The organism is Terrabacter sp. 05T424 (assembly GCF_056396225.1).
Genome location: NZ_JBFTLB010000010.1, coordinates 64165 through 88589, shown reverse-complemented (window position 1 = coordinate 88589; position 24425 = coordinate 64165). Strand labels below are relative to the sequence as shown.

Sequence of the window (24425 nt, the reverse complement as noted above, 5' to 3'; positions counted from 1 at the left end):
GTATGCCGTGCGGTCGGGGCGTCAGGCCTCAGGGGACGACGACGACCCCGCGAGCCGTGGTGGCCACGAGCGGCGGGTCGAGGACGGCGGCCGCGGACTCGCCGCGGTCGGGGGTGCCGCGCCCGACGACTCGGACCTCGAAGGCCATCTCGCGCGACCGCGACCCGACGCGGACGAGCTCGGCCGAGATCTCGATGACGTCACCGGCGCGCACCGGGGCCTTGAACTGGACGTCGCTGTAGGAGGCGAAGAGACCCTCGTCGCCGTCGGTGACGATGCACATCTCGGTCGCGACGTCGCCGAACGCTGCCAGGGAGTACGCGCCGTCGACGAGGTTCCCGGCGTAGTGGGCGTGGCTGTACGGGACGTAGCGGCGGTGCGTCACCCGCTGGCCGACGCTCGCTGTGGTGGTGCGCTCGGTCATGACTTCCTCGTCTTCCGCTGGGTCATCTCGTGGACGAGGTAGCTGGCGACCTCGCCGGGGGTGGTGCCGCGCCCGAAGATGCGGTCGACGCCGAGGGCCTTCTCCGAGCCGTCCTCGAAGCGGGGGCCGCCGGCGATGAGCACCGGGACCTGTCCGGCCGGATAGGCCTCGCGGAACGCGGCCGACATCTGCGTCGTGTTGTGGATGTGGGCGTCCTTCTGGGTGACGACCTGGCTCACGAGCACCGCGTCGGCCTTCTCGGCGCGAGCCCTCGCCACGAGGTCGGGCACCAGCACCTGGGCGCCGAGGTTCACGACCTTGATCTCGCGGTAGTACTCGAGGCCCTTCTCGCCCGCGAAGCCCTTGATGTTGAGGATCGCGTCGATGCCGACCGTGTGCGCGTCGGTGCCGATGCAGGCACCGACGACGACGAGCTTGCGCCTCAGGTGCTTCTTGATCGCCATGTTGGCGTCCTTGGCCGACAGCAGGGGGTACTCACGCTCGACGACGTGCACGTCGTCGAGGTTGACCAGGTGCGTCGAGCTACCGTAGACGACGAAGAAGGTGAAGTCGGGGCCCATCGCCTTGGCGTGCACGAGCAGCGCCGGGTCGAGGCCCATCTTGCGGGCGAGCTGCAGCGCAGCGCCCTCCGCCTTCTTGTCGTGCGGGATGGGCAGGGTGAACGACATCTGCACCATGCCGTCGCCGGTGGTGTCGCCGTAGGGCCGGATGATGCTGCCCTGGGTGGGCGCGTCGGGGCCCACGTCCGGGCTCACGTCCGGGCTCACGTCCGGGCTCACGTTCGGGCTCATCGGGTGCTTCCCTTCGCCGGCGGGGTCCAGGCGTCGAGCGAGGTGATCGCCGGGTTGTCGTAGCCCGCCGCCCGCTCGACGACGCCGTCGAGACCCTTGCCGCCGGTGGCCGGGCGCTTCATCAGCCCGAAGGTGCCGTCGGCGATGGCCGCGAGCAGGGGCGCGTCTCCCGCCGCGTCCTTGTCAGCGACGATGCGCTCGAGCAGGTCCACGGCCTCGGAGAGCACCTGACGGGCGCGGGTCTGGATGAAGCCGTCGCGCGGCGGGTGGAAGTCCTCGGTGAGGCCGCTCGCGGCGTTCATGACGTAGCGGACGTTCTGGAGGGCGAGGTCGCGGTCCGAGAGGAACGGGGTCACGACGGCCTCGGTCATCATCCCGACGAGCAGGATGCCCTGCCCGGTCATCGCACCGACGAGGTTGAAGAAGCCGTCGAGCAGGTAGCCGCGGAAGACGTCGCCCGTCATGTGCTTGGTCGGCGGCATCCACTTGAGCGGCGCGTCGGGGAACAGCTGGCGCGCGAGCATCGCGTGGGCCAGCTCCATGCGGAAGCTGTCGGGGATCTCGGGGACGATCTCGAAGGCGTGGCCGAGGCCGAGCTGCCAGTCCTCGAGGCCGGCCTCCTTGGCGAAGCGCTCGTTGAGCAGCTGGCTCACCGTGACGGTGTGCGCTGCCTCGACGGCGTCGGCCGTCGTGAGGTAGTTGTCCTCACCCGTGTTGATGATGATGCCGGCGCGGGCATGCACCTGCCGCGAGAACCGTTGGTCCACAAAGGTTCTGATCGGGTTGATGTCGCGGAAGAGGATGCCGTACATCGAGTCGTTGAGCATCATGTCGAGACGCTCCATGCCCGCCAGCGCGGCGATCTCGGGCATGCAGAGACCCGACGCGTAGTTGGTCAGGCGCACGTAGCGCCCGAGCTCCTTGCTGACGTCGTCGAGGGCCGCGCGCATGAGGCGGAAGTTCTCCTGCGTCGCGTACGTGCCGGCGAACCCCTCGCGGGTGGCGCCCTCGGGCACGTAGTCGAGCAGGGACTGACCGGTGGAGCGGATGACGGCGATGATGTCGGCGCCCTCACGGGCGGCGGCCTGCGCCTGCGGGATGTCCTCGTAGATGTCGCCGGTCGCGACGATGAGGTAGATCCACGGCTTGGTCTTCGGGTCGCCGTGCCGCTTGATGAGGCGGTCTCGGGTGGTGCGGGAGCGGTCGACGGCCTTGAGGCCGACCCCGACCCCCTTGGCCGCCGCACGCTGCGCGGCCGTCGCGTCACGCCCGGTCGGCAGCCGGAACGAGACGTTCCCGCTCGCGGCCTTCTGGGCCAGCGTGGTCAGGTCGGGCGCCTCACCGCGCAGCAGCGCGTCGTAGACAGGGGTCGTCACACCGTGCTCGAGGCCCACCTCGTCGCGGACGGCCGTGACGAGGTGGTTGACCCACGGCACCCGCTCGTGGTCGGCACCGGCGAGTCCGGCGAGGCGCAGGGTCGCGCGCTCCACCGAGACGGTCGTGTGGCTCTTGGCGATCTTCACGACCGGGGCCGCCGCCTTGCGGGCGAGCGAGCGCGCCTTGCGCACCACGGCCGGGTCGAGCTCGAGCATGGCGTTCGGGCGGCTCATGCGCCCGCCCCCGCCGTCTCGGCCGCAGGGTGAATCTCGGCAGCGAGCCGCCCCTCGAAGAGGGCCCGGACTGCCGGCACCTCGCGCACGAGGCGCAGCGCGGTCTCGGCGTGGCCCGGCACGTAGCCGTTGCCGACGAGCATGCGCACGTCGGCGGCCAGGCCCTCCGCCCCCAGGGCGGCCGCCGCGAAGTTCGTGGCCATGCTGAAGAAGATGATGGTTCCGCCCTGGGCGGTCGCGAGGATCGCGGGCTGCTCACACCCGGGCACGTCGACGCAGACGACGGTCACGTCGGCCGGGCCGCCGGCCGACTCGACCGCGGCCGCCAGCCCGAGCGGCGAGCGGGCGTCGGCGAGCACCACTGCATCGGCCAGGCCGCTCTGCTCCAGCACCGAGCGCTCGCGCTCGACGGGCACGACACCGATCGTGCGGCCGGCGCCGGCGGCGCGGGCCGCGGCGAGCGAGAGGGACCCGGACTTGCCGGCCCCACCGAGCACCGCCACGGTCGGCGCGACGCCGCGTGCGGCATACTCCCCCACCACCCGCTCGACGAGCGCCGGCGCCCCGCACACGTCCATGACCATGAGGGCGAGGTGGGCGTCGAGGTCATCAGGCAGGGTGGCGGCGATGCTGCGGCCGAAGAGGATGGCGTGACCGGCGGCAGGCACCTGCTCGCTGAGACCGTCCCAGCGCTCGAGCCCGTCGGTGATCGCGAGCGGGGTCAGCGAGAGCGAGACGAGGGTCGCGACCCGGACGCCCGGGACGAGCCCGAGCGTGCTCTCGGGACCGACCTCCTCGACCGTGCCGATGAGCATGCCGCCGGACCCGGTGACGGGGTTCTGCATCTTGCCCCGCGTCGCGACGATGTCGAGGACCTCGGCGCGCACCGCCGCGCCGTCGACGCGCCCGTCGGTGCTGTGCTTCTCGGCGAGCTGCCGGTAGGAGGCGGCGTCGAGGTTCAGCGTCTCCACCGCGATGCGGACCTCGTCGGGCCACAGCTCCGGGCGGGCGTCGAGCCGGCGCGCGGCCTGCGGCAGCATGATCGCGTCGCCGGTGGGCTCGAGGACGCGGTGCAGGCCCACGGGGGACGGTCGGGTCGGCATGGTCACCTAGAAATCCTTCGGTCTGAGAGGGGTCTGGCAGAAGATCCTTCAGCATCATATGGGGCTTGACGGTGATGCTTCGGTTATCCTCGCCTCATGATCAAGGTTGAGCAGCCCTACGCCTACCGGCGCCGAGAGCTCGTCGAGCCCGACTGGACCCGCTTCCCCGGCTGGCGCGACGTCACCCAGGAGGACTGGGACAACGCCCAGTGGCAGCGCGTCAACTGTGTCAGGAACATCAAGCAGCTGCGCGCCCTGATGGGTGACCTGATCGACGACCGGTTCTACGACGACCTGACCAGGGACCAGTCCGAGCGCGCCACGATGTCGATGCTCGTGCCGCCGCAGATGCTCAACACGATGGTCCCCTCCACCGACTCACCGCTGCCGCCGGCCGGCCACGACTTCACCGAGGCGTTCTACGCCGACCCGATCCGCCGCTACATGCTGCCGGTCTTCTCCGACCGCCGCACCGACTGGCCCTCGCACCCGCACGCCTCCCGCGACTCCCTCCACGAGCACGACATGTGGGTCGCCGAGGGCCTCACCCACCGCTACCCCACCAAGGTGCTCGCCGAGCTGCTGCCGACCTGCCCGCAGTACTGCGGCCACTGCACGCGCATGGACCTCGTCGGCAACTCCACACCCCAGATCTCGAAGCTCAAGTTCGACCTCAAGCCGGTCGACCGCTACGCGGCGATGCTCGACTACCTCCGCGAGACGCCGGCCGTGCGCGACGTCGTCGTGTCGGGTGGCGACGTCGCCAACATGCCGTGGAAGAACCTCGAGGCCTTCCTCGACCAGCTCCTCGAGATCGACAACATCCGCGACATCCGGCTCGCCACGAAGGCCCTCATGGGCCTGCCGCAGCACTGGTTCGCCGACGACGTCGTCGAGGGCGTCGGCCGTGTCGCCACCAAGGCCCGCTCGCGCGGCGTCTCGCTCGCGATCCACACCCACGTCAACAACGCCCAGTCCGTGACTCCGGCTGTGGCCCGCGCGTCGAAGGCGATGCTCGACGCCGGCGTACGCGACGTGCGCAACCAGGGTGTGCTCATGCGCGGCGTCAACGACACAACCGAGCAGCTGCTCGACCTCTGCTTCGCGCTCGCCGACGGCGCCTCGATCACGCCGTACTACTTCTACATGTGCGACATGATCCCGTTCGCCGAGCACTGGCGTCTCTCGCTCGCCGAGGCCCAGCACCTGCAGCACTCGATGATGGGCTACCTCCCCGGCTTCTCGACTCCGCGCATCGTCTGCGACGTGCCGTTCGTCGGCAAGCGCTGGGTCCACCAGGTCGAGGAGTACGACACCGAACGCGGAATCTCCTACTGGCGCAAGAACTACCGCACCTCCATCGAGGGCGCCGACACCGACGCGCTGTCCCGTGAGTACGTCTACTACGACCCGATCTACACCCTGCCCGAGGCGGGCCAGAAGTGGTGGCACGACTCCGTCGACCACGAGTCGGTCATCGCCGAGGCCACCGAGAAGGCCGCGACCAGCCGCGCCGCAGCCGAGTCGCAGCTCGTCTGACGCTCGACGGCTTCCGTATGCCGCGTGGCCCGGTTCCCCGTGAGGGGACCGGGCCACGGGTGGTTCCGGGCGGGTCAGCCACCGACGAGTGCGAGCAGCTCGTCGTTGGCGTCACGGTCATCCAGGATCGGTGGCTCGCAGAAGCCGTCGTGCGACCAGTAGATGCCTCGTCGCGCACGCGAAGGTCGGGCGACTCCATGAGGGGCGAGTACGCCTCGACGATGCGCCCTTCCCCGAAGCGGTAGCCGATGCCGGGGCCTTCGGCGTGGGCGGCGAGCCGGTCCCAGGCCTTCGGAAAGACGGCGCCGACTCCTTGGGTGATCCAGTTGACCTCACCACGGCTCGTCGTCGCGACGGCGACGAGGACGAGGCCCCGCACCCGCTCGGGTGCGCCCGCGCGTACGCCAGCGCCAGGGTCGACCCCCACGAGGCGCCGTTGACGATCCACGAGCCGATGTCGAGGTGGGTGCGGTCGAGGTCGAACCGCCAGCGGTGGAGGCTCGTGCCGAGGCACCGCCGGGGCCGCCGTGGAGATAGAGAGTGGGGACACCGTCAGAGTGTCCCCACTCCTCCCAGTAGACGGCCGCGCCGGGCCTGTCCTCAGCGACCATGCCCCGATCAGACCACAGCGGCTGCGCTCGCCCCGGCGCGTACGCCCCGGTCGACAGCTGGGAGGCCCAGCGCCATCACGACGTAGAGCAGGGTCGCGACCCGGGGCAGCGCGCTCGGCTCGAAACCGCGGGACCCCACCACGAGGCCGTTGAGGACGAGGAGGACTCCGGCCAGGGCACCGCTGACGCCGGCCAGACGGACCCGGGTGCCGAGGTGGGCACACCTCAACAGGGCGGCGGCGAAGAGCACCACGGTCACCCCGAGGAGCACGGCAAAGAACGAGTTCACTCCCCACTCGAGCCAGCGGATCGCCTCCGCGGCCGCGAAGCGCGCTGCCTTGTCGTCCGCCTCTGCGACGGCCCAGGCGTCTACGGCGCCCTTGAGGGCGACACCGTCGACCGCCATGTTGACCGCGATCAGGGCCACCGTTGCCGCGGCCGCGACGTTGCCGAGACGAGCGAGGACCGAGGGAGCCCCGGCCCGCACCAGGGCGCCACCGACGACCACGAACCCTGCTGCCATCAGGGCCGCCGACAGGAACTGGAGGTCGTGCACCCACACCCAGTCGGTGCTCTCGGCGTACTCCGCGAAGACGGCCACGTGCGAGTTCGGCGCCTCGGTGTGCGGGTGCAGCAGACCACCGACGAGCGCCAGCACCGCGCCGCCCACGAGCAGCAGCGCCGCCACGAGACCCCGGCCCGACGCGGGCCGGCGAGCCGCGCTGTTGGCCTGGGCGAGGGTTGGGTGGGCGCCGGCGGCGTGGGGACGCAACCACAGGTATGCCGCCATGAGGCCGAACATCGCGACGTGCCCCCAGGTGAGCAGCCCGTCTCCGGACAGCACGCCGAGGTGGAAGGGCACGAGCAGGACGAGGAAGGGCAGCACCATGACGGCCGACATCTCGAGGATGTGTCGCGGCGAGTGACGCCGCACCCACATCCAGGCCGCCATGCCCGCCGTCATGTCGAACGCCATCGTGAGTGCCATGGCGTCAGGGCGCAGGGTCAGCCCGGGCCAGACACCGTCCCAAACGACACCGAGGACACCCATGCCGACGACCATCGACACGGTCATCTCCACGTAGGCGCCGAGGAAGCGGCCGAACCGCGTACGAAGGAACCGGACGACCCGGGCGCGGGGCGCCAGGCCTGCTGGGGAAGAGGTGAGCGTTGTCATGCCCACGAGGATCCGTCGCGGCCACGGCTGTGCGGACGTGCCAGAGGTCATGCCCGGGGTCACCTCCGCGGCATGACCCCCGGCTGCGCCGGCCCGGCGCACCCCGTCGCCCACGGGTCAGAGCAGCCCGAGGCCCCTCGCCCGAAGCGCCGCCTGCGTGCGGTCCCGCACGCCGAGCTTGGCGAGGACATTGGTGACATGGTTCTTGACCGTTCCCTCGGACAAGTAGAGGCGAGAGGCGATCTCGCGGTTGCTGAGTCCCTCGGCGAGCTCGCGCAGCACCTCGAGCTCGCGGGGGCTGAGCGGGTCGACGAGCGGCTGTGGTCGCGCGGGGTCCGGTTCGTCGGGCAGTCGGCTCATCATCGCCAGCACCTTTGCGGCCACCGACGGCTGCAGCACCGACTCGCCGCGCGCGGCGGCCTCGACGCCCTCGACGAGGCGTGCGGCAGTCGCGTCCTTGAGCAGGTAGCCGACGGCGCCGGCACGCAGCGCCGGGAACACCTCGTCGTCGCCGTCGAACGTCGTGAGCACGAGCACCCGGACCCCCGGGTGCTCCACGCGCAGCCGTCGCGTCGTGGCCACCCCGTCGAGGACGGGCATCCGCAGGTCCATCAGGACGACGTCCGGCTGCAGCGCGGCCACGAGCTGCAGCGCCTCTGCGCCGTCCGAGGCACCGCCCACCACCTCGACCTCCTGACGGGCGTCGAGCAGGGTCGTGAGCGCCTCGCGGAAGAGGGTCTGGTCGTCGACCACGAGCACCCGCACCGGCTGAGCGGTGCTCATCCGGGCAGCTCGACTCGCACGGCCAGGCCCGCGCCGGGCCTCGAGTCGACGACCACCGAACCGCCGAGGTGCTCGGCCCGTTCACGGATGCCGGTCAGCCCGAAGCCGCTGGGGCTCGTCGTGTCTCCGGTGATACCGCAGCCGTCGTCGCGCACCTCCAAGGTCATCCGGTCGGGAAGGTTGGCCAGCCGGAGCACGGCGGCCTGGGCGTGCGCGTGCTTGCGCACGTTGGTGAGTCCCTCCTGGGCCGCCCGGTAGAGCGCCGACTGAACCTCGTCGCCGAGCCGGCGTTCCTCACCATCAACGGCAACCGACGTCGGCAGACCGGCGGCGGCGCTCTCGTCGGCGAGCGCCCGGAGCCGGTCGGGCAGTCGAGGGACTCGGGAGCCGCGCAGCGCACCGACCGACTCGCGCACCGAGGTGAGCGCCTGACGGACCTGGTCCTCCGCCTGCGCCAGCAGGCCGTCCGCCCGGGCCGGGTCGGCGGCCAGCACCGCCCGGGCGGCCTGGACCTGCATGCCGACCACCGTCAGGTGGTGTCCCAGCCCGTCGTGGATGTCCCGGGCCACGCGGGCGCGTTCACGCACGGTTGCCAGCTCCTCGGCCTGCAGGCCGAGCTGCCGGAGCTGCTCGTTGGCCACCGCCAGCTGCTCGCGGGCCTGCTGCTCGCGCAGCCGCAGACGCGCGAGCACGAAGGCGACGGCACACGCGAGCCCCGTGCTCACGACCTGGCGCAGCCCGTCTGCCATCGGCATTCCAACATGGACGAGGGGCACGATCGCCGCCACGACCAGAGACCATCCCAACGGAAGGAGCATGACCGCCTGCACCACGACGAGCACCAGCAGGACCGTGCTGCCCACACCGGGCCCCGCGACGTCGAAGGTGAGGAAGCCGAGCGCGAGGGCCGACCCGAGGTAGGCGACGGACGCCGCCCGGCCACGGGCGAGTGCCCAGCGGTAGCCGACGACGGACCAGGCCACGAACGCGACACCCACGAGGGCGGTCAGCACGGACTCACCGCTGGGGGCGGCCTCGATCAGCATCACCCCCAGCGCAGCAACCGCCAGCGTCGGCAGCGCCCGGTTCACCGCCCAAATGTCGCGCCCGGCGACCGGCGGAGTCAACCATGCCGCGAGGTCCGGACCACCGTCGCACGTAGACTGCGGCGGTGACCTCCCGCTCCCCCGGCACTCGCGTGCGCATGCCCAGAGCCGAGCGTGAGGCGCAGATGCTCGCCGTCGCCGAGCAGGTCTTCTCGAGCCGAGGCATCCAAGCGGCCACGATGGACGAGATCGCCGAGCTCGTCGGAGTGACCAAGCCGCTCATCTACGACTACTTCGGTTCGAAGGAAGGCCTGCTGGCCGCCACGATCGAGCGGGCGCGCGGGCAGCTGCTCGCTGCCCTCATCGAGGCCTGGGTGGCCCAGCCGCTCGCGCCGGCTCGCGACCGGGTCGCGGGCGTGGTCCACGCGTTCTTCGCCTTCATCGACGAGCACGAGCAGGCCTTCACGCTGCTGCGCACCGAGGGCGCCCTCATCGGTGAGGCGTCGGCGTCGGTCGAGCGCATCCGGCAGCAGACCGCCAAGGCGTTCGCCGAGGGTCTGCGCACGCTCCCGGCGTTCGCCACGCTCGAGCCGCGACGGGTGACCGTCATGGCCGAGATCCTCATCGGCGGGTGCGAGCGGCTCGCCGTGTGGCGTACCACCCACCCGGGCACGACCGCCGACGAGGCCACCGGCCTGGTCGTGACGACGATCTGGGACGGGCTCGCGTCCGTGTCCGGCGCCTGATGGGCCGACAGCGCCAGTCCGGTCCCTCCACCCCTGCCACGGTCGCCCTCGACCGGGCCGGCGTGCCCTACACGAAGCACCCCTACGACCATGACCCGTCCGCCGCGAGCTACGGCCTCGAGGCCGCCGAGGCGCTGGGTGTCGAGCCGGCACGCGTCTTCAAGACACTCCTCGTCGACACCGGCAAGGGCCTCGGCGTGGGCATCGTCCCGGTCGACGGCCAGCTCGACCTGAAGGCCGTGGCCGCCGCGCTCGGCGCCAAGAGCGTCACGATGGCCGACCCGGCCGCGGCTGAACGAAGCACGGGCTACGTCGTGGGCGGCATCTCCCCGGTGGGCCAGAAGCGCGCGCTCCCCACGGTGCTCGACGAGACGGCATACGGCTTCGACCTCGTCTACGTCTCCGGAGGGCGACGCGGCTTCGACATCGGTCTGGCGCCCGCTGACCTCGCGAACGTCACCGGGGCCGTGCGAGCCCGGATCGGTCGGGCATGACGGCAGCGCACCACCGTTCCGAGGTCGCAGCGTCCCGGGTCTCGCGGGCCACGCTCGTGCTCATCCTCGCGGCCCTCACGATGGTCGGGCCGTTCACCATCGACGCGATCTTCCCCGCCTTCGAGGTGATGGGTCGCGAGCTCGGCGCAGACAAGGTCGCGATGCAGCAGACGATGAGCGTCTACCTCGTCGCGTTCGCCGTCGCGAGCCTCTTCCACGGCTCGCTGTCCGACGCCCTGGGGCGCCGTCCCGTGATCATCACGGGCTCGCTCCTGTATGCCGTCACCAGTGCCGTCTGTGCGTTGGCGCCCAACCTGCCGATGCTGCTCGGCGCGCGCGCCGCCCAGGGCCTGGTCGCCGGCGCCGGCATGATCGTGGGCCGCACCGTGGTGCGCGACCTCTTCGACGGCGCCCACGCGCAGCGCTTCATGAGCCACATCTCGATGATCTTCGCGGTGGCTCCGGCGCTCGCCCCGATCGTCGGCGGGTGGATCCTCGGCTGGGGGTCCTGGCGCACGATCTTCTGGGTGCTGGCGGCATACGGTCTCGTGCTGGTCGTGCTGACCCTGACCTCCCTGCCCGAGACGCACCCGGCCGACGAGCGCGTGGCCTTCCACCCCCGACCGCTCCTCGCGTCGTTCGCGTCGGCCGCTGGCGACGGGGGCGTGCTGCGACTCAGTGCGGCGATCGCGCTCAACTTCGGGGCGCTCTTCCTCTACATCTCCTCGGCGCCTGCCATCGTGGTCGACCACCTGCACCTGGGCGAGCGCGACTTCGGAGTGCTCTTCGTGCCGCTCGTCCTGACGATGATGGTCGGGTCGTTCCTCACCGGCCGCCTCGCGGGCCGCGTGCGACAGGGCGTGTTCGTGCTGGCCGGCTTCGTGATCGCCCTCGCGGGTGGCGTCTTCGCCGTCGCCTACCAGTCGCTCGTCGAGGTCCCGGCCGTCGCGTGGACCGTGCTCCCCGCGGCCGCCGCCTCGCTCGGGGTCTCGTTGGTCTTCCCGATCCTCACAATCGCCCTGCTCGACCTCCGGCCACGCGAGCGCGGGGCGGTGTCGTCGTTCCAGTCCTTCCTCAGCACGTGCCTCAACGCCGTCGTGGCCGGAGCCCTCTCACCGCTCGTCAGTGGCTCGTTGGCGACGCTCGCACTGGTCGCCGGAGCCATGACGGTCGGCGCGCTCGCCCTGTGGTGGTGGCACCGCGCCCGCACCCACGCCAAGGCGCTCCGGCGAGACGACCACGTGCGAATCGACGGGCTGGCCCCCGAGCCGACCGACCAGCTCTGACGCGCTCGCCCGCACGTCGGTCAGTTCGCCGCAAGCACCTCGGCGATCATCCGGTGCCCCTGGGCCTCGAACGGCTCGTCGCCGACGGCATGCGCCCAGGCCGCCGTCCCGATCACCTCGCGGACCCGCTGGCGCGACCACGCCTCCGGGTCGCGCGGGTCACTGCCGTAGCCCTCGAGGAAGGCGCGCTCCAGCGCCGGGTCCCCTCGGAAGTCCGGGCGGCGAGGCGGGTGAAGTCCGTCAGCGCCGGGCGCAGCGCCGCGCGACCGAAGTCGATGACCGAGACGACCCCCTCGTCGACGAGCCAGTTGCCCGGCCGCCAGTCTCCGTGGGTGGGAACGACCGTCGCCGGGGGCTCGGGCCACGACGCGATCTGCTCGCGCAGGTGTTCCTCGGTGCGCGCGTCGATGCGGTGCGGCTGGTCGAGCCACGCGAGTGCCTTCGCGTTCTCGGTGCGCTCGTGGTCGGGGTCGACGTGGCTCTCGTGACCGTGGAACGCGGCGAAGGTCATCGCAGGATCCTCGGGCGGCCACCCGGCGACCATCGGAGCGGACTCCGCGCCCGTAGGCTCTGGACGTGATCCAGCGCTCCGATGTCGACGAGGCCCGCGACCGAGTGCGTGACCACGTCCGCACCACCCCGGTGCTGGAGGTCGAGCGCGAGGCCTTCGGCGTTCGCACGTACTTCAAGCTCGAGTACCTCCAGCACACCGGCTCGTTCAAGGCCCGCGGGGCCTTCAACCGCATCCTCGCGGCGCGGGAGAAGGGCCTGCTCGACCCACGTGTGGGCATCGTCGTGGCGTCCGGTGGCAATGCCGGCATGGCCAACGCGTATGCCGCCGCGCGCCTGGGCGTGCCTGCCACGGTGTTCGTGCCAGAGACCGCACCGGCGGTGAAGATCGCCCGCCTCAAGGCCTACGAAGCGCGCGTCATCCTGGCCGGCACCGAGTACGCCGCCGCGTACGAGGCTGCGCAACAGGAGGTGGAGCGCTCGGGCGCGCTGCACTGCCACGCGTACGACCAACCCGAGATCGCTGCGGGCGCAGGCACGCTCGCCCTCGAGCTCACGCAACAGGTTCCGTCAGCGGTCGACACGGTGGTCGTGGCGGTGGGCGGCGGTGGGCTCCTCGCGGGTGTCACGGCGGCGCTCGACGGGACCGCCCGGGTCGTCGGCGTCGAGCCGGCCGGAGCCCCGACGCTGCGTTCGGCCCTCGAGTCGGGACGCCCGGTCGACGTGCCGGTCTCGGGCATCGCAGCCGACTCGCTCGGTGCCCGTCGACTCGGCGACATCGCCTTCGAGGCCACGAAGCGGCTACCCGTCCAGAGCGTCGTCGTCACCGACGACGACATCGTGGCCGCCCGCTCGTTGCTCTGGGAGCGCTGGCGCGTCGTCGTCGAGCACGGCGCCGCCACGGCCCTCGCCGCGCTGGTCTCCGGGGCCTACGCCCCCGAGCCGGACGAGGCGGTCGCCGTCGTGCTGTGCGGGGCCAACACGGACCCGACCGGGCTCTGACGCGGCGTCGGCGCCGCCGACGTCAGGCGTCGTCGCGCGACTCGGCCGAGGCGCTGCGCGCCTCCCACGGGGTGGAGAGCACGACAGTGGTGCGCGTCGAGACGTTGGCAGCAGAGCGGATTCGCGCGAGAAGGTCCTCGAGGTTTCCTGGGGTGGCCACGCGCACCTTGAGGATGTAGCTCTCGACGCCGGCGACCGAGTGGCAGTCCTCGATCTCGCCGATGTGCCGGAGCCGCTCGGGCACGTCGTCGGGGGCGCTGGGGTCGAAGGGCGTCACCGAGATGAGCGCCGTGAGTGGGAGTCCGAGGGCCTCGGGAGAGACCTGCGCCGTGTAGCCGGTGACGACCCCGCGCTCCTCGAGCCTGCGGACGCGCTGGTGGACCGCCGACGTCGACAGGCCGGTGGCCTTGCCGAGGTCGGTGTAGCTCATCCGGCCGTCCGCGAGCAGCAGGCCGACGAGGCGGCGGTCGAGATCTTCCATGGCCGAAGGGTAGACCAGGGGTTACGCGCAGGGTGGTCCATTCCTCATGCCGGTATGCCCTGCGCCGACCGCGCCCGTCGCCACCGGGCGCTCACCTGCCCCCGGTAGCCTCTCGCGTATGCCGTCCCACGCACCCCGGTTGCTGCTGCTCGACTCCGCGTCTCTCTACTTCCGCGCGTTCTTCGGCGTGCCCGAGGTCATCGGCCCGAGCGGCGTCCCGACCAACGCCGTGCGCGGGCTGCTCGACATGATCGCCTCCCTCGTCGACCGATCGCACCCGACGCACCTGGTCGCGTGCTGGGACAACGACTGGCGGCCTGCCTTCCGCGTCGAGGCCATCCCGTCGTACAAGGCCCACCGTGTCGCCGAGCCCGGCGACGACGACCTGTCCGGCGAGCAGGTGCCCGAGGCGCTGGGCGTCCAGGTGCCGATCATCGAGGACGCCCTGCGCGCCCTCGGCATCGCCCGGGTCGGACTCGACGGCCACGAGGCCGACGACGTCATCGGCACCTACGCCACCGCGTACTCCGGCCGTATGCCGGTCGACATCGTCACGGGCGACCGCGACCTCTTCCAGCTCGTCGACGACGCCAACGAGATCCGCGTCGTCTACACCGCGCGCGGAGGTGTGCGCTCCCCCGACTTCGTCGACCAGACCTTCATCGCCGAGAAGTACGGCGTGCCCACGGGCCTGGCCTACGCCGACATGGCGGTGCTGCGGGGCGACACCAGCGACGGCCTGCCGGGTGTCGCGGGCATCGGCGAGAAGACGGCGGCCAAGCTCATCACGACCTACGGCACGCTCGAGGCGCTCCGCGCCGCGATCGACGGCGGCGACGCGGYACTCAAGGGCGCCCAGCGCGACCGGCTCGAGGCCGCCACCGACTACCTCGACGCGGCACCCCGCGTCGTCGCGGTGGTCAAGGACGCGACGCTGCCCGACATCGACGTCTCCGTCCCGGCGACGGTGGCCGACCCCGTGCTCATGTCGAAGCTCGCCGTCGAGCACGGGCTCACGTCGTCGTTCGACCGGGTGATCTCCGCCCTCGGCATCGACTGACGGCTCCTGGCGGCTCCTGACGACTGACGACGACTGGAGGCACGACATGGCACACCGGCACCACACCATCGACTACATCGAGCTGGCGGCTCCCGACCTGGCCGCAGCCAAGGCTTTCTACGCCGCTGCGTTCGGTGGGAGTTCAACGACTACGGCCCCGACTACTCCGGCATCAGGGCGTCCGACGGCGACGGAGAGGTCGGCGGCCTCAACCCCGAGGGCCGGGCGGGATCCGGCGGCGCACTCGTGCTGCTCTGGTCCGACGACCTCGACGCCACGGTCGCAGCCGTGACCGAGGCGGGCGGCACCGTCACGCGCGAGCCCTACGCGTTCCCCGGCGGTCGCCGCTTCTCCTTCACCGACCCCGCGGGCAACGAGCTCGGCGCCTGGCAGGCGGCCGACACCGGCGAAAACGCGCCGCTCACCGAGCCCAGCGAGGCCTGAAACCCAGGCTGTGGCCCACCCCGCGCACCGCGGAGGCCTCCGGAGGGCGCATACTGGAGGGTGCCCACCCACGGATCGTCCGACCGCCGTCGTCATCTCGCGAGCAGCCCGTTCAGGCCGGCTCCCGCGCCCGACATCGAGGAGTTCGCCGTCGGTGACCGTGTCTCGCACCTGCGCCACGGCCTCGGAGTGGTCGTGGCCTCGAACGCAGGGACCGTGACCCTGAAGTTCGAGTCCGGCGTGATCCGCGTCAACAGCCCGTTCGAGCGGCTGACGCGCCTCTGACCCGTCGTCCGCCCTCATGACAGCGCCCAGAACACGACGAAGGCCGGCCCCCTGCTGGGGGCCGGCCTTCGTGCGTGGACCGAGGTCCGGTGAGGTCAGAGCGCGCGAACGCGCATCGCCTGCGGGCCCTTGGGGCCCTGCTCGACGTCGAACTCGACGGCCTGGTTCTCCTCGAGGCTGCGGTAGCCGTTGCCCGTGATCTCCGAGTAGTGGACGAACACGTCAGGACCCTCGGTGGGGGCGATGAAGCCGAAGCCCTTCTCCGAGTTGAACCACTTGACAGTACCCTGCGCCATGACTGGCTCCTTCAGGTTGGGGATGAGGTCTCCCGGTCGGGAGACCCCGTGTCGAAAAGGACGCAACCCTTCAAACCTGAAGAAACTGCGCTCGCTGGTCGTTCCTGCGAGCGTGCGAACACGAGCACCAAAAACGTCGACGGTTCGCCAAGACTAGCCGACCCGGCCCTCGAACGACGATTCGACCCACAGGCCGCACCGGCAGCGCGCCACGTGACGTCCCCGTCAGTCGAGCCGGTCTGCCGCGACGACGCCCCGCAGGACGCCCTCGCTGGCCCTGCGCGCCGTGACGGCGAGGTCGCGGTCGGCCGCGTCGGTCAGCTGCCCGAGCAGGTCGATGACCTGCTTGCACCGCCGCACGAAGTCCCCCGCGGCCAGGTCGGTGCCGCGCAGGACGTCCTCGAGCCGCTGCCCGCTGGCCCACCGGTGCATGGCCCAGGCGATGCCGCCATCGGGCATGCCCGTGCGCGGCAGGGTCAGCGCTCCCTCGGCGTCCTCGAGGTCTGACCAGATTGTGATCATCCGGTCGTACGCCTCGCGCACGTCGTCGTTGGGCCACCGCGGGGTGAGCCCGCCCTCCTCGCGCCTGGGCTCGTGGACCAGCGTCGACACGATGGCGGCCAGGGACGGCCCGTCGAGACGCCGCCACGTGCCCTCGCGGAGGCACTCGGCGGCGAGCAGGTCCTTCTCCGTGTAGAGCTGGCGCAACCGGTCGCCGTGCGCGGTGACCGACTCGCCGCCCTCGCCGAGGTAGCCCATCTCGACGAGCAGGTCGCAGATGCGGTCGAAGGTCTTGGCCACCGAGTTGGTGCGCCCGTCGATCTTCCGCTGGAGCCCGTCGGTCTCGCGCCGCAGCCGCCACCACCGCTCGGCCCAGCGCGCGTGGTTCTCGCGGTCGGGGCAGCGGTGGCACGGGTGTGCCTTCATGCGGCGCCGCAGCTCGTCGAGGCGGTCGTCCGACGGGTCGGGGTCGGCGGCACTGCTCCGCGCCGGCGGGTCGTGCGGCATCGTCGCCCGCAGGGTGGCGGCGAGGTCGCGTCGCGCCTTGGGGTTGCGCGCGTTGAACTGCTTCGGCACCCGCATCGAGCCCAGCGGCTCGATCGCGGTCGGCACGTCGTGGAGGGTCAGCCGGCGCAGCTGGTGGTCCTCGGTGACGACGGCAGGCGAGGCGGCCTCACCCTTGCCGCCGCGGTTGGGCATGACGACCACCGCGAGCCCGCTGTGCCGGCCGGACGGGATGCGCACGATGTCGCCGATCCGCAACGACTCCAGGGAGATCGCAGCCGCCGCGCGCGCCGAGGCGGAACGTGCCTTCGCGCCCTCCTTCTCGATGGTGCGGATCTCGTCGCGGATGGCGGCGTACTCGGCGAAGTCGCCGAGATGGCAGCTCATCTGCTCGGCGTAGCCGGTCAGGGCCTCCTCGTTGCGGCGGACGGTGCGGACGAAGCCGACGACCGCACGGTCGGCCTGGAACTGCGCGAACGAGGTCTCGAGGATCTCGCGCGCGCTCTCGCGGCCGAACTGTCGCACCAGGTTGACGGCCATGTTGTAGGTCGGGCGGAAGCTCGAGCGCAGTGGGTAGGTGCGGGTCGAGGCAAGGCCCGCGACAGCGGCGGGGTCCAGGCCGCGGTTCCAGATGACGACCGCGTGGCCCTCCACGTCGATGCCGCGACGCCCCGCCCGCCCGGTCAGCTGGGTGTACTCGGCGGGAGAGATGTCAACGTGGTTCTCGCCGTTGAACTTGACCAGCTTCTCGAGCACCACCGTGCGCGCGGGCATGTTGATGCCGAGCGCCAGCGTCTCGGTGGCGAAGACCGCCCGGACGCGACCGGCGGTGAAGAGCTCCTCGACGATCTCGCGGAAGGTGGGCAGCATCCCGGCGTGGTGGGCGGCGAAGCCCCGCGCGATGCCGTCGACGAAGTCCCAGTAGCCGAGCACCGAGAGGTCCTCCTCGGCCAGCCCCTGGATGCGTTCCTCGACGAGGCGACGGTTGGCCTCGCCCTCGGTCTCGGGCACGAGCCGCATGCCGCTCGAGAGCAGCTGGGCCACGGCTGCGTCACAGCCGGCCCGGCTGAAGATGAAGGTGATCGCGGGAAGCAGACCTTCACGGTCGAGGCGCTCGATGACCTCCGAGCGCGTCGCCCCACCGCCCGGTCGGCCCCCTCGTGCGAAGCCACGACCACCATCGCCCCCACCGGGCCCGCGCCCGCCGGAGGCGTCGCTCCCTCGTCGGCCCCGCCCGGCCCAGTCGTCGTGGCCACGCCCCGCGCGGCCACCCTTGCCCTTCGGCCGACCCTTGTCGCGACCCCCACGGTTGCTCACCCAGTGGGAGTCCCACGCACCGCGCCCCTCCGTGCCACGGATGGCGTGGACGAGGTCGGGGTTGACGCTCACGGAGTAGTGGGACGGACTCGCGTTGAAGTGCTCGTCGCCCTCGTCGGCGTCACGCTCCTCGACGAAGAGGTCGAAGAGCGTCTGCCCGACCATCATGTGCTGCCACAGCGGCACGGGTCGGTGCTCGGAGACGATGACCTCGGTGTCGCCGCGCACCTCACCGAGCCAGGCTCCGAACTCCTCCGCGTTGCTCACCGTCGCCGACAGCGACACGACGCTGACGTCGGGTGGGAGGTGGATGATGACCTCCTCCCACACGGCCCCGCGGAACCGGTCGGCGAGGTAGTGGACCTCGTCCATGACGACCCAGCCGAGGCCACGCAGCGTGGTCGACCCGGCATACATCATGTTGCGCAGCACCTCGGTGGTCATGACGACGATCGGTGCTTCACCGTTGATCGAGGCGTCGCCCGTGAGCAGACCGACCTTGTCGGCCCCGTGGCGTCGCACGAGGTCGGTGTACTTCTGGTTGGACAGCGCCTTGATCGGCGTCGTGTAGAAGGCCTTGCGCCCGGTGGCGATGGCCATGTGCACGGCGAACTCTCCGACGATCGTCTTGCCCGCGCCTGTCGGGGCCGCGACCAGAACTCCGCGCCCCTCCTCGACCGCCCTGCAGGCCTCGGTCTGGAAGTCGTCGAGAGGGAAGTCGATCTCTGCCGCGAAGTCGGCCAGGTGCGGCCACGACGGCATCATGCGAGCACCTCCGCCGGCGTCACGACACGGAGGGCGCCGGGCACGATCTCGGCGTCGACGGGCAGCTCGGCGAAGGACTCGCCATCAGCCTGGGAGTGGATACCGCTCGCCTCCAAGCGAACTCGCCGGGCGCGATGGATCTCGACGGCCGGATGGGTGGTGTGCGAGCCGGAGTAGACCTTCGGGAAGACCCGCAGGAAGGCCGCGACCGACAGCGCGTGGACGATCATGACGTCGAAGAGCCCGTCGGCTACGTCGGCGTCGGGGCAGACCCGCATGCCGCCACCGAAGGACGTCGTGTTGGCGACGGCGACCAGCATGGCGCGGGTCTCGATGCGGTGCCCGTCGAGCACGATGGCGTACGGGATGGGTCGGAAGACGGGCAGCTCACGCAGCACCGCGAGGTTGTAGCGCATCTGGCCGCGCGGCCACGTCATGCGCTGGGCCCGCGCGTTGACGACCGCGTCGAACCCGGCCCCGAGCACCCCGCCGAACCACTTCTCGCCCGCGACCCCGTGGCTCACGCGCCCCAGGTCGACCTGGCGCGTGCGGCCCTCGGTGAGCAGGGCGACGGCAGCCTGCGCGTCGCGCGCCGGCAGGCCGAGGTTGCGGGCGAAGTCGTTGCCCGTGCCGGCGGCCACGACGGCGAGTCTCGTCGAGGACCCGGCACACACGTTGACGCCGAGGTGCACCATGCCGTCGCCACCGACGACGAGCAAGGTGTCGACGCCGTCGGCGACCGCCGCCTCGGCCTGCGAACGAGCCTGCTGGTAGGTGTCGCCGGAGACGTCGACGACTTCGTGGCCCGCGTCGCTGAGCAGCCGCCGGGTCTGCGCGCCCACCTCTCGCCCGACGCCCTTGCCCGAGGTGGGGTTGACGATCAGGGCGACGCGCTGGGACACACCCGAAACCTACAGGGGCGACGGCTTGTCGTCGGGGACGTCGAGCCAGTCGGGCTGGTGCTCCTCCTTGCGGCGGTCGAAGAGGAACGCCAGGCCGACCGAGGCGAAGTAGAGCAGCACCATCGGGCTGGCGAGGAAGAGCATCGTGTAGGCGTCGGGGGTCGGCGTCATGATCGCCGCGAACACGAGGATGATCATGACGGCTGGACGCCAGCCCTTGAGCATCGCCTGCGCCGAGAGGACACCCACGAGGTTGAGGGCGACGAGGAAGACCGGCAACAGGAACGCGCAGCCGAACGCGACGATGAACTTGAGCACGAAGTTGAGGTACTGCGAGCCGTCCTGCAGGTTGTAGGCGCCCGCCGGGGTGAAGCCGAGCAGGACCGCGACCGCCTTCGGAACCATGATGAAGGCGAAGAAGCAGCCGGCGAGGAAGAGCGGCACCGCGGCGACGACGAACAGCCGCGAGACGAGCTTCTCCTTCTTCGTCAGGCCGGGCACGATGAAGGCCCAGATCTGGAACAGCCAGATCGGCGAGGCGAGGATCATGCCGACGAACAGCGCCGTCGTCAGCTGCAACGCGAACGCGTCGGTCATGTTCGCGAAGTTGATGTTGACGACGCCGTCGCGCTGCTTGTCCAGGTCGGTGAGCGGCTTGGTCAACGCGGCGATGATCTGGTTGTAGTAGATCCAGCCGACAACCGCCCCGATGAAGATGGCGACCGCGCTGATGGTGATGCGGTTGCGCAGCTCTCGGAGGTGGTCGCCGAGCGACATGCGCCCTTCGGGATCACGCTGGCGTCGGAGTGAGGGCATTCAGATGAGTCCGTGCACGAGGTCGAGCAAGGTCGCGCGAGCTGTCCGGGCGACGATCAGAGCGTCGTGTCGCGACGGACGTCGCTCTCGGCGGTGCCCGCGGCGCTCGACGGGCTGGACGGGCTCGACGGGCTCGAGGGGCCGGCAGCAGCACGCAGGCGGTCGGCCTCGGCGCGTGCTTCGGCAGCGCGGCGCTCGGCGTCGGCGAGACGGGCGTCGGCGTCGCGCCGGTCGGCCGCGCGACGCTCGGCGTCGGCGTCGTAGGCCTGGCCCTGCACAGTGCTCTGGGCGGCGTCGCTGGGAGCGGGCTTGCCGTCCTTCTTCAGCTCGTCGACCTCGGACTTGAAGACGCGTGCGGAGCGGCCGAGGCTGCGGGCCATGTCGGGGAGCTTCTTCCAGCCGAACAGGGCGATGAGCACGACCGCGATGATGATGAGTTCGGGGGCACCCAGGTTGGGCATGGTGATGTCTCCTCGTCGAAAGCCGGCCCCGTGCGGACCGTCAGCCTGCAGCCTCGGGGCTGCAGGTGTCCAGCATACGTGCGTGGGGTGAACGCCACCCGTGGGATGGCCCCACGGACCGCTGCTGCCCACTCAGTGGACGGAGGCGTACGCGTTCAGCGCCGCCCGGGCCTCGTCAGCGACCGCGTCGGCCAGCTCACGGGGCTCCACGACGCGGACCTCTCCCCCGAGACGCAGCACGAGACGACGCACGAGCGCCGGGTCGGCGACCTTGAGGGTGACCCGCAGCGAGCCATCGGGCCTTCGCTCGACCCCCTCGTTCGGGTAGTAGTCGGCGATCCAGGCAGCCCACCGGCTGGCGTCGAGCACGACGGTGAGGTCGTTCTCGCCCGGCACGAACACGTCGTCGAGGTCGCGCGGTGTGGCGTCGGCCGGCGGCGTCCCGTCGACGTCCAGCACGGCGGCGTGCTCGATGCTGTCGAGCCGGAACAGCCGGACGTCCTGGGCGCGGTGGCAGTAGCCCTCGACGTACCACTGCGAGTCGAGGTTGAGGATGCGCATGATGTCGACGTCGCGCTCGGTCGACTCATCGCGGGTCGCGACGTAGTAGCGCAGGTGCACGCGGCGGCCGCGTGAGAAGGCGTCCTTGAGGGGCGCCATGGCCGGGTGCTGGCTGCCGTCGTCGAGGTCGAGGGCGATGCGACCTGTGGGCTCGGCGACGGCGCTGCCGGCGGCGTCGCGGATCTTGCGGAGCGTGCGCTCGGCGACGTCGGAGCCGACGAGGGTCGACCCGAGCGCCTGGAGGCCGGCCGTGAGGGTCACCGCTTCATCGCGCGACAGGCGCATCGGGGCCGCGATGTCATCGGCGTTGTCGAGGTAGATGTGCCCGCTGTCCCACTGCGCGTCGATGAGTTCGGCGTGCCCGTAGCCGGGTGTGCCGCAGACGAAGAGCAGCTCGAGGTCCTCGACCACCTGGTCCTCGCTGACGCCGAACTCGCGTGCGGCGTCGGCGATCGGCACCCCACGGTGCTGGAGCAGCCAGGGCACCATGTCGAGCAGCCGGCCCAGTCGCTGCGTCGCGGTCTCGGGGGCTCGGCGCGGTGCCGGGCGTCGGGTGTCACTCATGCGGGCTCCCCCGTCGCGTCGGTCTCGGTGGGGGTGTCGTCGACGTTGCCGGACTGCGCTTCTGCCACGGCCTGCAGGGCCGACCGCACCCCTACGACCAGCTCGGGCGGCGAGACCGCGACGGCGTGGGTGCCCAGAGCGACGACGTCGCGCTCGGTCGTGCCGCGCTGGTAGGGCACCTCGATCTCGGCCCAGCGCTCGTCGAGCTCGGTCGTGCGGCCGGCGTTGCGGCGAAGCGTGTGGCCGCGGCCGTGGCGGACCCGGACCACCGCGGTGCCGACGGGCTCGGGCGGCTGCGCCTCGAGCGCCACCTCGGGCACATGGTCGGATGGGACGGCATACGACCCCGCCCGTCCTTTGCGCCGGACCGTGCCCTCGAACCGGCTCAGGCGGAAGGCCCGCTCGTCACCGCGGTCGACGTCGAACGCGGTGAGGTACCAGCGCCCGTGCCAGTTCTTCAGGGCCCAGGGCTGGACGTGACGCGTGGACAGCTCTCCGTCGTTCTTGCGGTAGTCGAAGGTGATCGGCTGCAGCGCTGAGACGGCGGCGTGCACCGCCTCGAAGGCCGGCTCCTTGGTGCGGATGCGGGGCTCGGCACCCGCCGCGACGGACTCGTCGATCTCGACGCCCGAGAGGCGCAGCTTGCGCAGGCCGGCCGAGGCGGCGCCGGAGATGCTCGCCGTCGACCACGCGCGCGCGGCGAGGGCGAGGGCTGCGACCTCGTCAGGCTCGAAGCTGATGGCCGGCAGCGTGGTCTCGCTGGAGTCGATGCGGTAGCCGACCTCGTCGTCGAAGAGCACGTCGATGACGGTCGTCGAGATCGGGATCCCCATCTCGCGCAGCTCGTCCTTGTCGCGCTCGAACATGCGGTCGAACGCCTCGTCGGAGGTGGCCGCGGCGTAGGCGGGCAGCGACTCACGGATCTTCTGCTTGGACACCGGACGACGCGCCGACTTCAGCGCGAGGATGAGGTTGAGCAGCCGTTCGGTCTTGTCGGCCGAGGCAGACGCAGGACTCATCGAGACCTTCCTGGGAGGCGGCAGCGCGGGCGGGCAGTCCGACGCTACCCGAACATGCGATCGATAGGGTCACCCCATGATCCAGTGGCGTCGCGGTGTCGTCGTCGAGGTGCGCTCACGCTGGGCGGGGGCGGTCGAGTATGCCGTCCGCCTCCCCTCCGGGGACGTCGTGCGCGCGCTCGGCTACGTCGAGCTCGTCGGTGCGCTCGAGCCGGGCACCGAGGTGCTCCTCAACACCACCGCCCTCGAGCGGGGCCTCGGCACCGGCGGCCTGGCGATCGTGGTCGCGGCGCCCGACGCGCTCCCCGACCCCGTCGCCGACGTCAGCCGGGTGCCGGGCCATGTCGTCAAGGCCCGCTACACGCCGAGCCAGACCATGGTGCTGGGCGTCGACGAGCAGGACAGCGAGCACCACGCGTTGCTCGCCGAGGCCGACGACCTCGCCGGGCTGCCGGTGGTCGTGGCCGACCTGCACTCTGCGATCCCCGCGGTCCTCGCCGGGATCCGAGAGACCGACCCGACCCTGCGCGTCGCCTACGTGATGACCGACGGCGGCGCGCTGCCGATCGACTTCTCCCGGGCCGTCGCCGGCCTGCGCGAGGCCGGGTGGCTGGCCGCCTCGGTCACGGTGGGTCAGGCCTTCGGCGGCGACCTCGAGGCGGTCAACGTCCACACTGGGCTGCTCGCCGCACACCATGTGGTCGGCGCCGACGTCGTGGTCGTCGCGCAGGGGCCGGGCAACCTCGGCACGGGGACGCGGTGGGGCTTCTCGGGCACGTCCGCCGGGGAGGCGGTCAACGCCGCCGCGACGCTCGGCGGTCGCGCCGTCTGCTCGCTGCGCATCTCCCAGGCCGACCCCCGCGAACGCCACCGCGGCGTCTCGCACCACAGCCTCACGGCATACGGCCGCGTGTCGCTCGTCCCGGCTGACGTGCCGGTCCCACGTCTCGAGGGGGACCTCGCCGACTTCGGGGCGCACGTGCTCGCCCAGGCGCGCGAGCTGGGGACCGCGAGCGGCGGCCGTCTCACGATCCACGAGGTGGACACCGACGGGCTCGAGGAAGCCCTGCGCTCATCGCCGGTCACCTTGAGCACCATGGGCCGCGGATACGACGACGACCGCGCCAGTTTTCTGGGCGCGGCCGTCGCTGGGCGTTTCGCTGCTGGGCTGGTTCGGCGCGCGTCACGCCTGGACTGACGAGCGACGCGAGCGAAGCGAGCCAGCCGAGGAGGGAAGGCGTGACGTCAGGGCGCGCCGAACCCGGCGAGCGGAGCGAGCCAGATAAGTACGGTTCGGCGCGCGTCA

25 protein-coding genes are annotated in these 24425 nt (G+C 71.5%); 9 read left to right on the top strand and 16 right to left on the bottom strand.

All coding sequences use genetic code 11. The features are described 5' to 3' along the window. Window positions 1-28 precede the first annotated feature (28 nt). The 4 genes from kal to kdd are packed head-to-tail and all read right to left on the bottom strand — an operon-like array spanning window position 29 to window position 3949. The gene (gene kal / locus AC1DE0_RS18680; RefSeq protein ID WP_478103881.1) at window positions 29-424 is read right to left on the bottom strand and encodes a 3-aminobutyryl-CoA ammonia lyase; all 396 of its coding nucleotides are present in this window, start codon (window positions 422-424) and stop codon (window positions 29-31) included. Continuing rightward, complete coding sequence (gene kamE, locus AC1DE0_RS18675) at window positions 421-1236, bottom strand: lysine 5,6-aminomutase subunit beta (RefSeq protein WP_478103875.1); 816 nt, start codon at window positions 1234-1236, stop codon at window positions 421-423. The genes kal and kamE overlap by 4 nt, the downstream gene beginning before the upstream one ends. After that, window positions 1233-2846, bottom strand: a complete 1614-nt coding sequence (gene kamD / locus AC1DE0_RS18670) for a lysine 5,6-aminomutase subunit alpha (RefSeq protein WP_478103871.1) — start codon at window positions 2844-2846, stop codon at window positions 1233-1235. Before kamD ends, kamE begins: the two co-directional genes overlap by 4 nt. Then, window positions 2843-3949: an L-erythro-3,5-diaminohexanoate dehydrogenase gene (gene kdd / locus AC1DE0_RS18665; RefSeq protein ID WP_478104078.1), complete on the bottom strand. Its 1107-nt coding sequence runs from the start codon at window positions 3947-3949 to the stop codon at window positions 2843-2845. Before kdd ends, kamD begins: the two co-directional genes overlap by 4 nt. Before the next feature lie 96 nt (window positions 3950-4045). Here kdd and AC1DE0_RS18660 point away from each other — a divergent pair, with 96 nt between their 5' ends. Next, window positions 4046-5488: a KamA family radical SAM protein gene (locus AC1DE0_RS18660; protein WP_478103866.1), complete on the top strand. Its 1443-nt coding sequence runs from the start codon at window positions 4046-4048 to the stop codon at window positions 5486-5488. A 618-nt stretch (window positions 5489-6106) separates the two neighbouring features. Here AC1DE0_RS18660 and AC1DE0_RS18655 read toward each other — a convergent pair. The 3 genes from AC1DE0_RS18655 to AC1DE0_RS18645 form a co-directional block, all read right to left on the bottom strand. Continuing rightward, a complete protein-coding gene (locus AC1DE0_RS18655) occupies window positions 6107-7276 on the bottom strand; it encodes a hypothetical protein (protein ID WP_478103863.1) in 1170 nt (389 codons plus the stop codon). Between the two features lie 117 nt (window positions 7277-7393). Beyond that, the gene (locus tag AC1DE0_RS18650) at window positions 7394-8059 is read right to left on the bottom strand and encodes a response regulator (protein WP_478103860.1); all 666 of its coding nucleotides are present in this window, start codon (window positions 8057-8059) and stop codon (window positions 7394-7396) included. Continuing rightward, on the bottom strand, window positions 8056-9150 hold the full coding sequence (locus AC1DE0_RS18645) for a sensor histidine kinase (protein ID WP_478103856.1): 1095 nt from the start codon (window positions 9148-9150) through the stop codon (window positions 8056-8058). Before AC1DE0_RS18645 ends, AC1DE0_RS18650 begins: the two co-directional genes overlap by 4 nt. A gap of 80 nt (window positions 9151-9230) precedes the next feature. Here AC1DE0_RS18645 and AC1DE0_RS18640 point away from each other — a divergent pair, with 80 nt between their 5' ends. The 3 genes from AC1DE0_RS18640 to AC1DE0_RS18630 are packed head-to-tail and all read left to right on the top strand — an operon-like array spanning window position 9231 to window position 11631. Next, on the top strand, window positions 9231-9851 hold the full coding sequence (locus AC1DE0_RS18640; RefSeq protein ID WP_478103852.1) for a TetR/AcrR family transcriptional regulator: 621 nt from the start codon (window positions 9231-9233) through the stop codon (window positions 9849-9851). Continuing rightward, entirely contained in the window at window positions 9851-10345 is a 495-nt protein-coding gene (gene ybaK / locus AC1DE0_RS18635; protein WP_478103848.1) for a Cys-tRNA(Pro) deacylase, read from the top strand. Before AC1DE0_RS18640 ends, ybaK begins: the two co-directional genes overlap by 1 nt. Further along, complete coding sequence (locus AC1DE0_RS18630; protein ID WP_478103844.1) at window positions 10342-11631, top strand: multidrug effflux MFS transporter; 1290 nt, start codon at window positions 10342-10344, stop codon at window positions 11629-11631. The genes ybaK and AC1DE0_RS18630 overlap by 4 nt, the downstream gene beginning before the upstream one ends. A gap of 112 nt (window positions 11632-11743) precedes the next feature. Here AC1DE0_RS18630 and AC1DE0_RS18625 read toward each other — a convergent pair whose 3' ends face one another. After that, window positions 11744-12142, bottom strand: a complete 399-nt coding sequence (locus AC1DE0_RS18625; RefSeq protein ID WP_478103840.1) for a phosphotransferase — start codon at window positions 12140-12142, stop codon at window positions 11744-11746. A gap of 65 nt (window positions 12143-12207) precedes the next feature. Here AC1DE0_RS18625 and AC1DE0_RS18620 point away from each other — a divergent pair, with 65 nt between their 5' ends. After that, on the top strand, window positions 12208-13143 hold the full coding sequence (locus AC1DE0_RS18620) for a threonine/serine dehydratase (RefSeq protein WP_478103836.1): 936 nt from the start codon (window positions 12208-12210) through the stop codon (window positions 13141-13143). A gap of 22 nt (window positions 13144-13165) precedes the next feature. On the opposite strand, the gene AC1DE0_RS18615 is transcribed toward AC1DE0_RS18620, so the two are convergent. After that, window positions 13166-13624: an Lrp/AsnC family transcriptional regulator gene (locus tag AC1DE0_RS18615; RefSeq protein WP_478103833.1), complete on the bottom strand. Its 459-nt coding sequence runs from the start codon at window positions 13622-13624 to the stop codon at window positions 13166-13168. 118 nt (window positions 13625-13742) lie between these two features. Between AC1DE0_RS18615 and AC1DE0_RS18610 the strand changes: the two genes are divergently transcribed. The 3 genes from AC1DE0_RS18610 to AC1DE0_RS18600 all read left to right on the top strand — a co-directional run bounded on the left by AC1DE0_RS18610 (window position 13743) and on the right by AC1DE0_RS18600 (window position 15413). Then, the gene (locus AC1DE0_RS18610; RefSeq protein ID WP_478103830.1) at window positions 13743-14684 is read left to right on the top strand and encodes a 5'-3' exonuclease; all 942 of its coding nucleotides are present in this window, start codon (window positions 13743-13745) and stop codon (window positions 14682-14684) included. A 246-nt stretch (window positions 14685-14930) separates the two neighbouring features. Then, window positions 14931-15128 (top strand): VOC family protein, encoded by a 198-nt coding sequence (locus AC1DE0_RS18605; protein WP_478103826.1) that lies wholly within the window; start codon window positions 14931-14933, stop codon window positions 15126-15128. Window positions 15129-15188: 60 nt separating this feature from the next. Further along, on the top strand, window positions 15189-15413 hold the full coding sequence (locus AC1DE0_RS18600; RefSeq protein ID WP_478103824.1) for a hypothetical protein: 225 nt from the start codon (window positions 15189-15191) through the stop codon (window positions 15411-15413). 95 nt (window positions 15414-15508) lie between these two features. Here AC1DE0_RS18600 and AC1DE0_RS18595 read toward each other — a convergent pair whose 3' ends face one another. From AC1DE0_RS18595 to AC1DE0_RS18565, 7 genes are all read right to left on the bottom strand, one after another. Next, window positions 15509-15709, bottom strand: a complete 201-nt coding sequence (locus tag AC1DE0_RS18595; RefSeq protein WP_020144233.1) for a cold-shock protein — start codon at window positions 15707-15709, stop codon at window positions 15509-15511. 225 nt (window positions 15710-15934) lie between these two features. Next, entirely contained in the window at window positions 15935-18796 is a 2862-nt protein-coding gene (locus tag AC1DE0_RS18590; protein ID WP_478103821.1) for a DEAD/DEAH box helicase, read from the bottom strand. Beyond that, on the bottom strand, window positions 18793-19698 hold the full coding sequence (locus AC1DE0_RS18585; protein ID WP_478103819.1) for a diacylglycerol kinase: 906 nt from the start codon (window positions 19696-19698) through the stop codon (window positions 18793-18795). The genes AC1DE0_RS18590 and AC1DE0_RS18585 overlap by 4 nt, the downstream gene beginning before the upstream one ends. 9 nt (window positions 19699-19707) lie before the next feature. Next, a complete protein-coding gene (gene tatC / locus AC1DE0_RS18580; RefSeq protein ID WP_478103816.1) occupies window positions 19708-20514 on the bottom strand; it encodes a twin-arginine translocase subunit TatC in 807 nt (268 codons plus the stop codon). Window positions 20515-20570: 56 nt separating this feature from the next. Then, a complete protein-coding gene (tatA, locus tag AC1DE0_RS18575; RefSeq protein ID WP_478103813.1) occupies window positions 20571-20975 on the bottom strand; it encodes a Sec-independent protein translocase subunit TatA in 405 nt (134 codons plus the stop codon). 132 nt (window positions 20976-21107) lie between these two features. Beyond that, entirely contained in the window at window positions 21108-22100 is a 993-nt protein-coding gene (locus tag AC1DE0_RS18570; RefSeq protein ID WP_478103809.1) for a helix-turn-helix transcriptional regulator, read from the bottom strand. After that, on the bottom strand, window positions 22097-23119 hold the full coding sequence (locus AC1DE0_RS18565; protein ID WP_478103805.1) for a helix-turn-helix transcriptional regulator: 1023 nt from the start codon (window positions 23117-23119) through the stop codon (window positions 22097-22099). Before AC1DE0_RS18565 ends, AC1DE0_RS18570 begins: the two co-directional genes overlap by 4 nt. A 76-nt stretch (window positions 23120-23195) precedes the next feature. Here AC1DE0_RS18565 and AC1DE0_RS18560 point away from each other — a divergent pair, with 76 nt between their 5' ends. Then, window positions 23196-24317, top strand: a complete 1122-nt coding sequence (locus tag AC1DE0_RS18560; RefSeq protein ID WP_478103801.1) for a DUF3866 family protein — start codon at window positions 23196-23198, stop codon at window positions 24315-24317. Window positions 24318-24425: the final 108 nt, after the last annotated feature.

Excerpts from the sequence above, each read along its gene's own strand:
- kal (WP_478103881.1), bottom strand. The coding sequence starts at position 424 with ATGACCGAGCGCACCACCACAGCGAGCGTCGGCCAGCGGGTGACGCAC.
- kamE (WP_478103875.1), bottom strand. The coding sequence starts at position 1,236 with ATGAGCCCGAACGTGAGCCCGGACGTGAGCCCGGACGTGAGCCCGGAC.
- kamD (WP_478103871.1), bottom strand. The coding sequence starts at position 2,846 with ATGAGCCGCCCGAACGCCATGCTCGAGCTCGACCCGGCCGTGGTGCGC.
- kdd (WP_478104078.1), bottom strand. The coding sequence starts at position 3,949 with ATGCCGACCCGACCGTCCCCCGTGGGCCTGCACCGCGTCCTCGAGCCC.
- AC1DE0_RS18660 (WP_478103866.1), top strand. The coding sequence starts at position 4,046 with ATGATCAAGGTTGAGCAGCCCTACGCCTACCGGCGCCGAGAGCTCGTC.
- AC1DE0_RS18655 (WP_478103863.1), bottom strand. The coding sequence starts at position 7,276 with ATGACAACGCTCACCTCTTCCCCAGCAGGCCTGGCGCCCCGCGCCCGG.
- AC1DE0_RS18650 (WP_478103860.1), bottom strand. The coding sequence starts at position 8,059 with ATGAGCACCGCTCAGCCGGTGCGGGTGCTCGTGGTCGACGACCAGACC.
- ybaK (WP_478103848.1), top strand. The coding sequence starts at position 9,851 with ATGGGCCGACAGCGCCAGTCCGGTCCCTCCACCCCTGCCACGGTCGCC.
- AC1DE0_RS18630 (WP_478103844.1), top strand. The coding sequence starts at position 10,342 with ATGACGGCAGCGCACCACCGTTCCGAGGTCGCAGCGTCCCGGGTCTCG.
- AC1DE0_RS18625 (WP_478103840.1), bottom strand. The coding sequence starts at position 12,142 with ATGACCTTCGCCGCGTTCCACGGTCACGAGAGCCACGTCGACCCCGAC.
- AC1DE0_RS18615 (WP_478103833.1), bottom strand. The coding sequence starts at position 13,624 with ATGGAAGATCTCGACCGCCGCCTCGTCGGCCTGCTGCTCGCGGACGGC.
- AC1DE0_RS18595 (WP_020144233.1), bottom strand. The coding sequence starts at position 15,709 with ATGGCGCAGGGTACTGTCAAGTGGTTCAACTCGGAGAAGGGCTTCGGC.
- AC1DE0_RS18590 (WP_478103821.1), bottom strand. The coding sequence starts at position 18,796 with ATGATGCCGTCGTGGCCGCACCTGGCCGACTTCGCGGCAGAGATCGAC.
- tatC (WP_478103816.1), bottom strand. The coding sequence starts at position 20,514 with ATGCCCTCACTCCGACGCCAGCGTGATCCCGAAGGGCGCATGTCGCTC.
- tatA (WP_478103813.1), bottom strand. The coding sequence starts at position 20,975 with ATGCCCAACCTGGGTGCCCCCGAACTCATCATCATCGCGGTCGTGCTC.
- AC1DE0_RS18570 (WP_478103809.1), bottom strand. The coding sequence starts at position 22,100 with ATGAGTGACACCCGACGCCCGGCACCGCGCCGAGCCCCCGAGACCGCG.
- AC1DE0_RS18565 (WP_478103805.1), bottom strand. The coding sequence starts at position 23,119 with ATGAGTCCTGCGTCTGCCTCGGCCGACAAGACCGAACGGCTGCTCAAC.
- AC1DE0_RS18560 (WP_478103801.1), top strand. The coding sequence starts at position 23,196 with ATGATCCAGTGGCGTCGCGGTGTCGTCGTCGAGGTGCGCTCACGCTGG.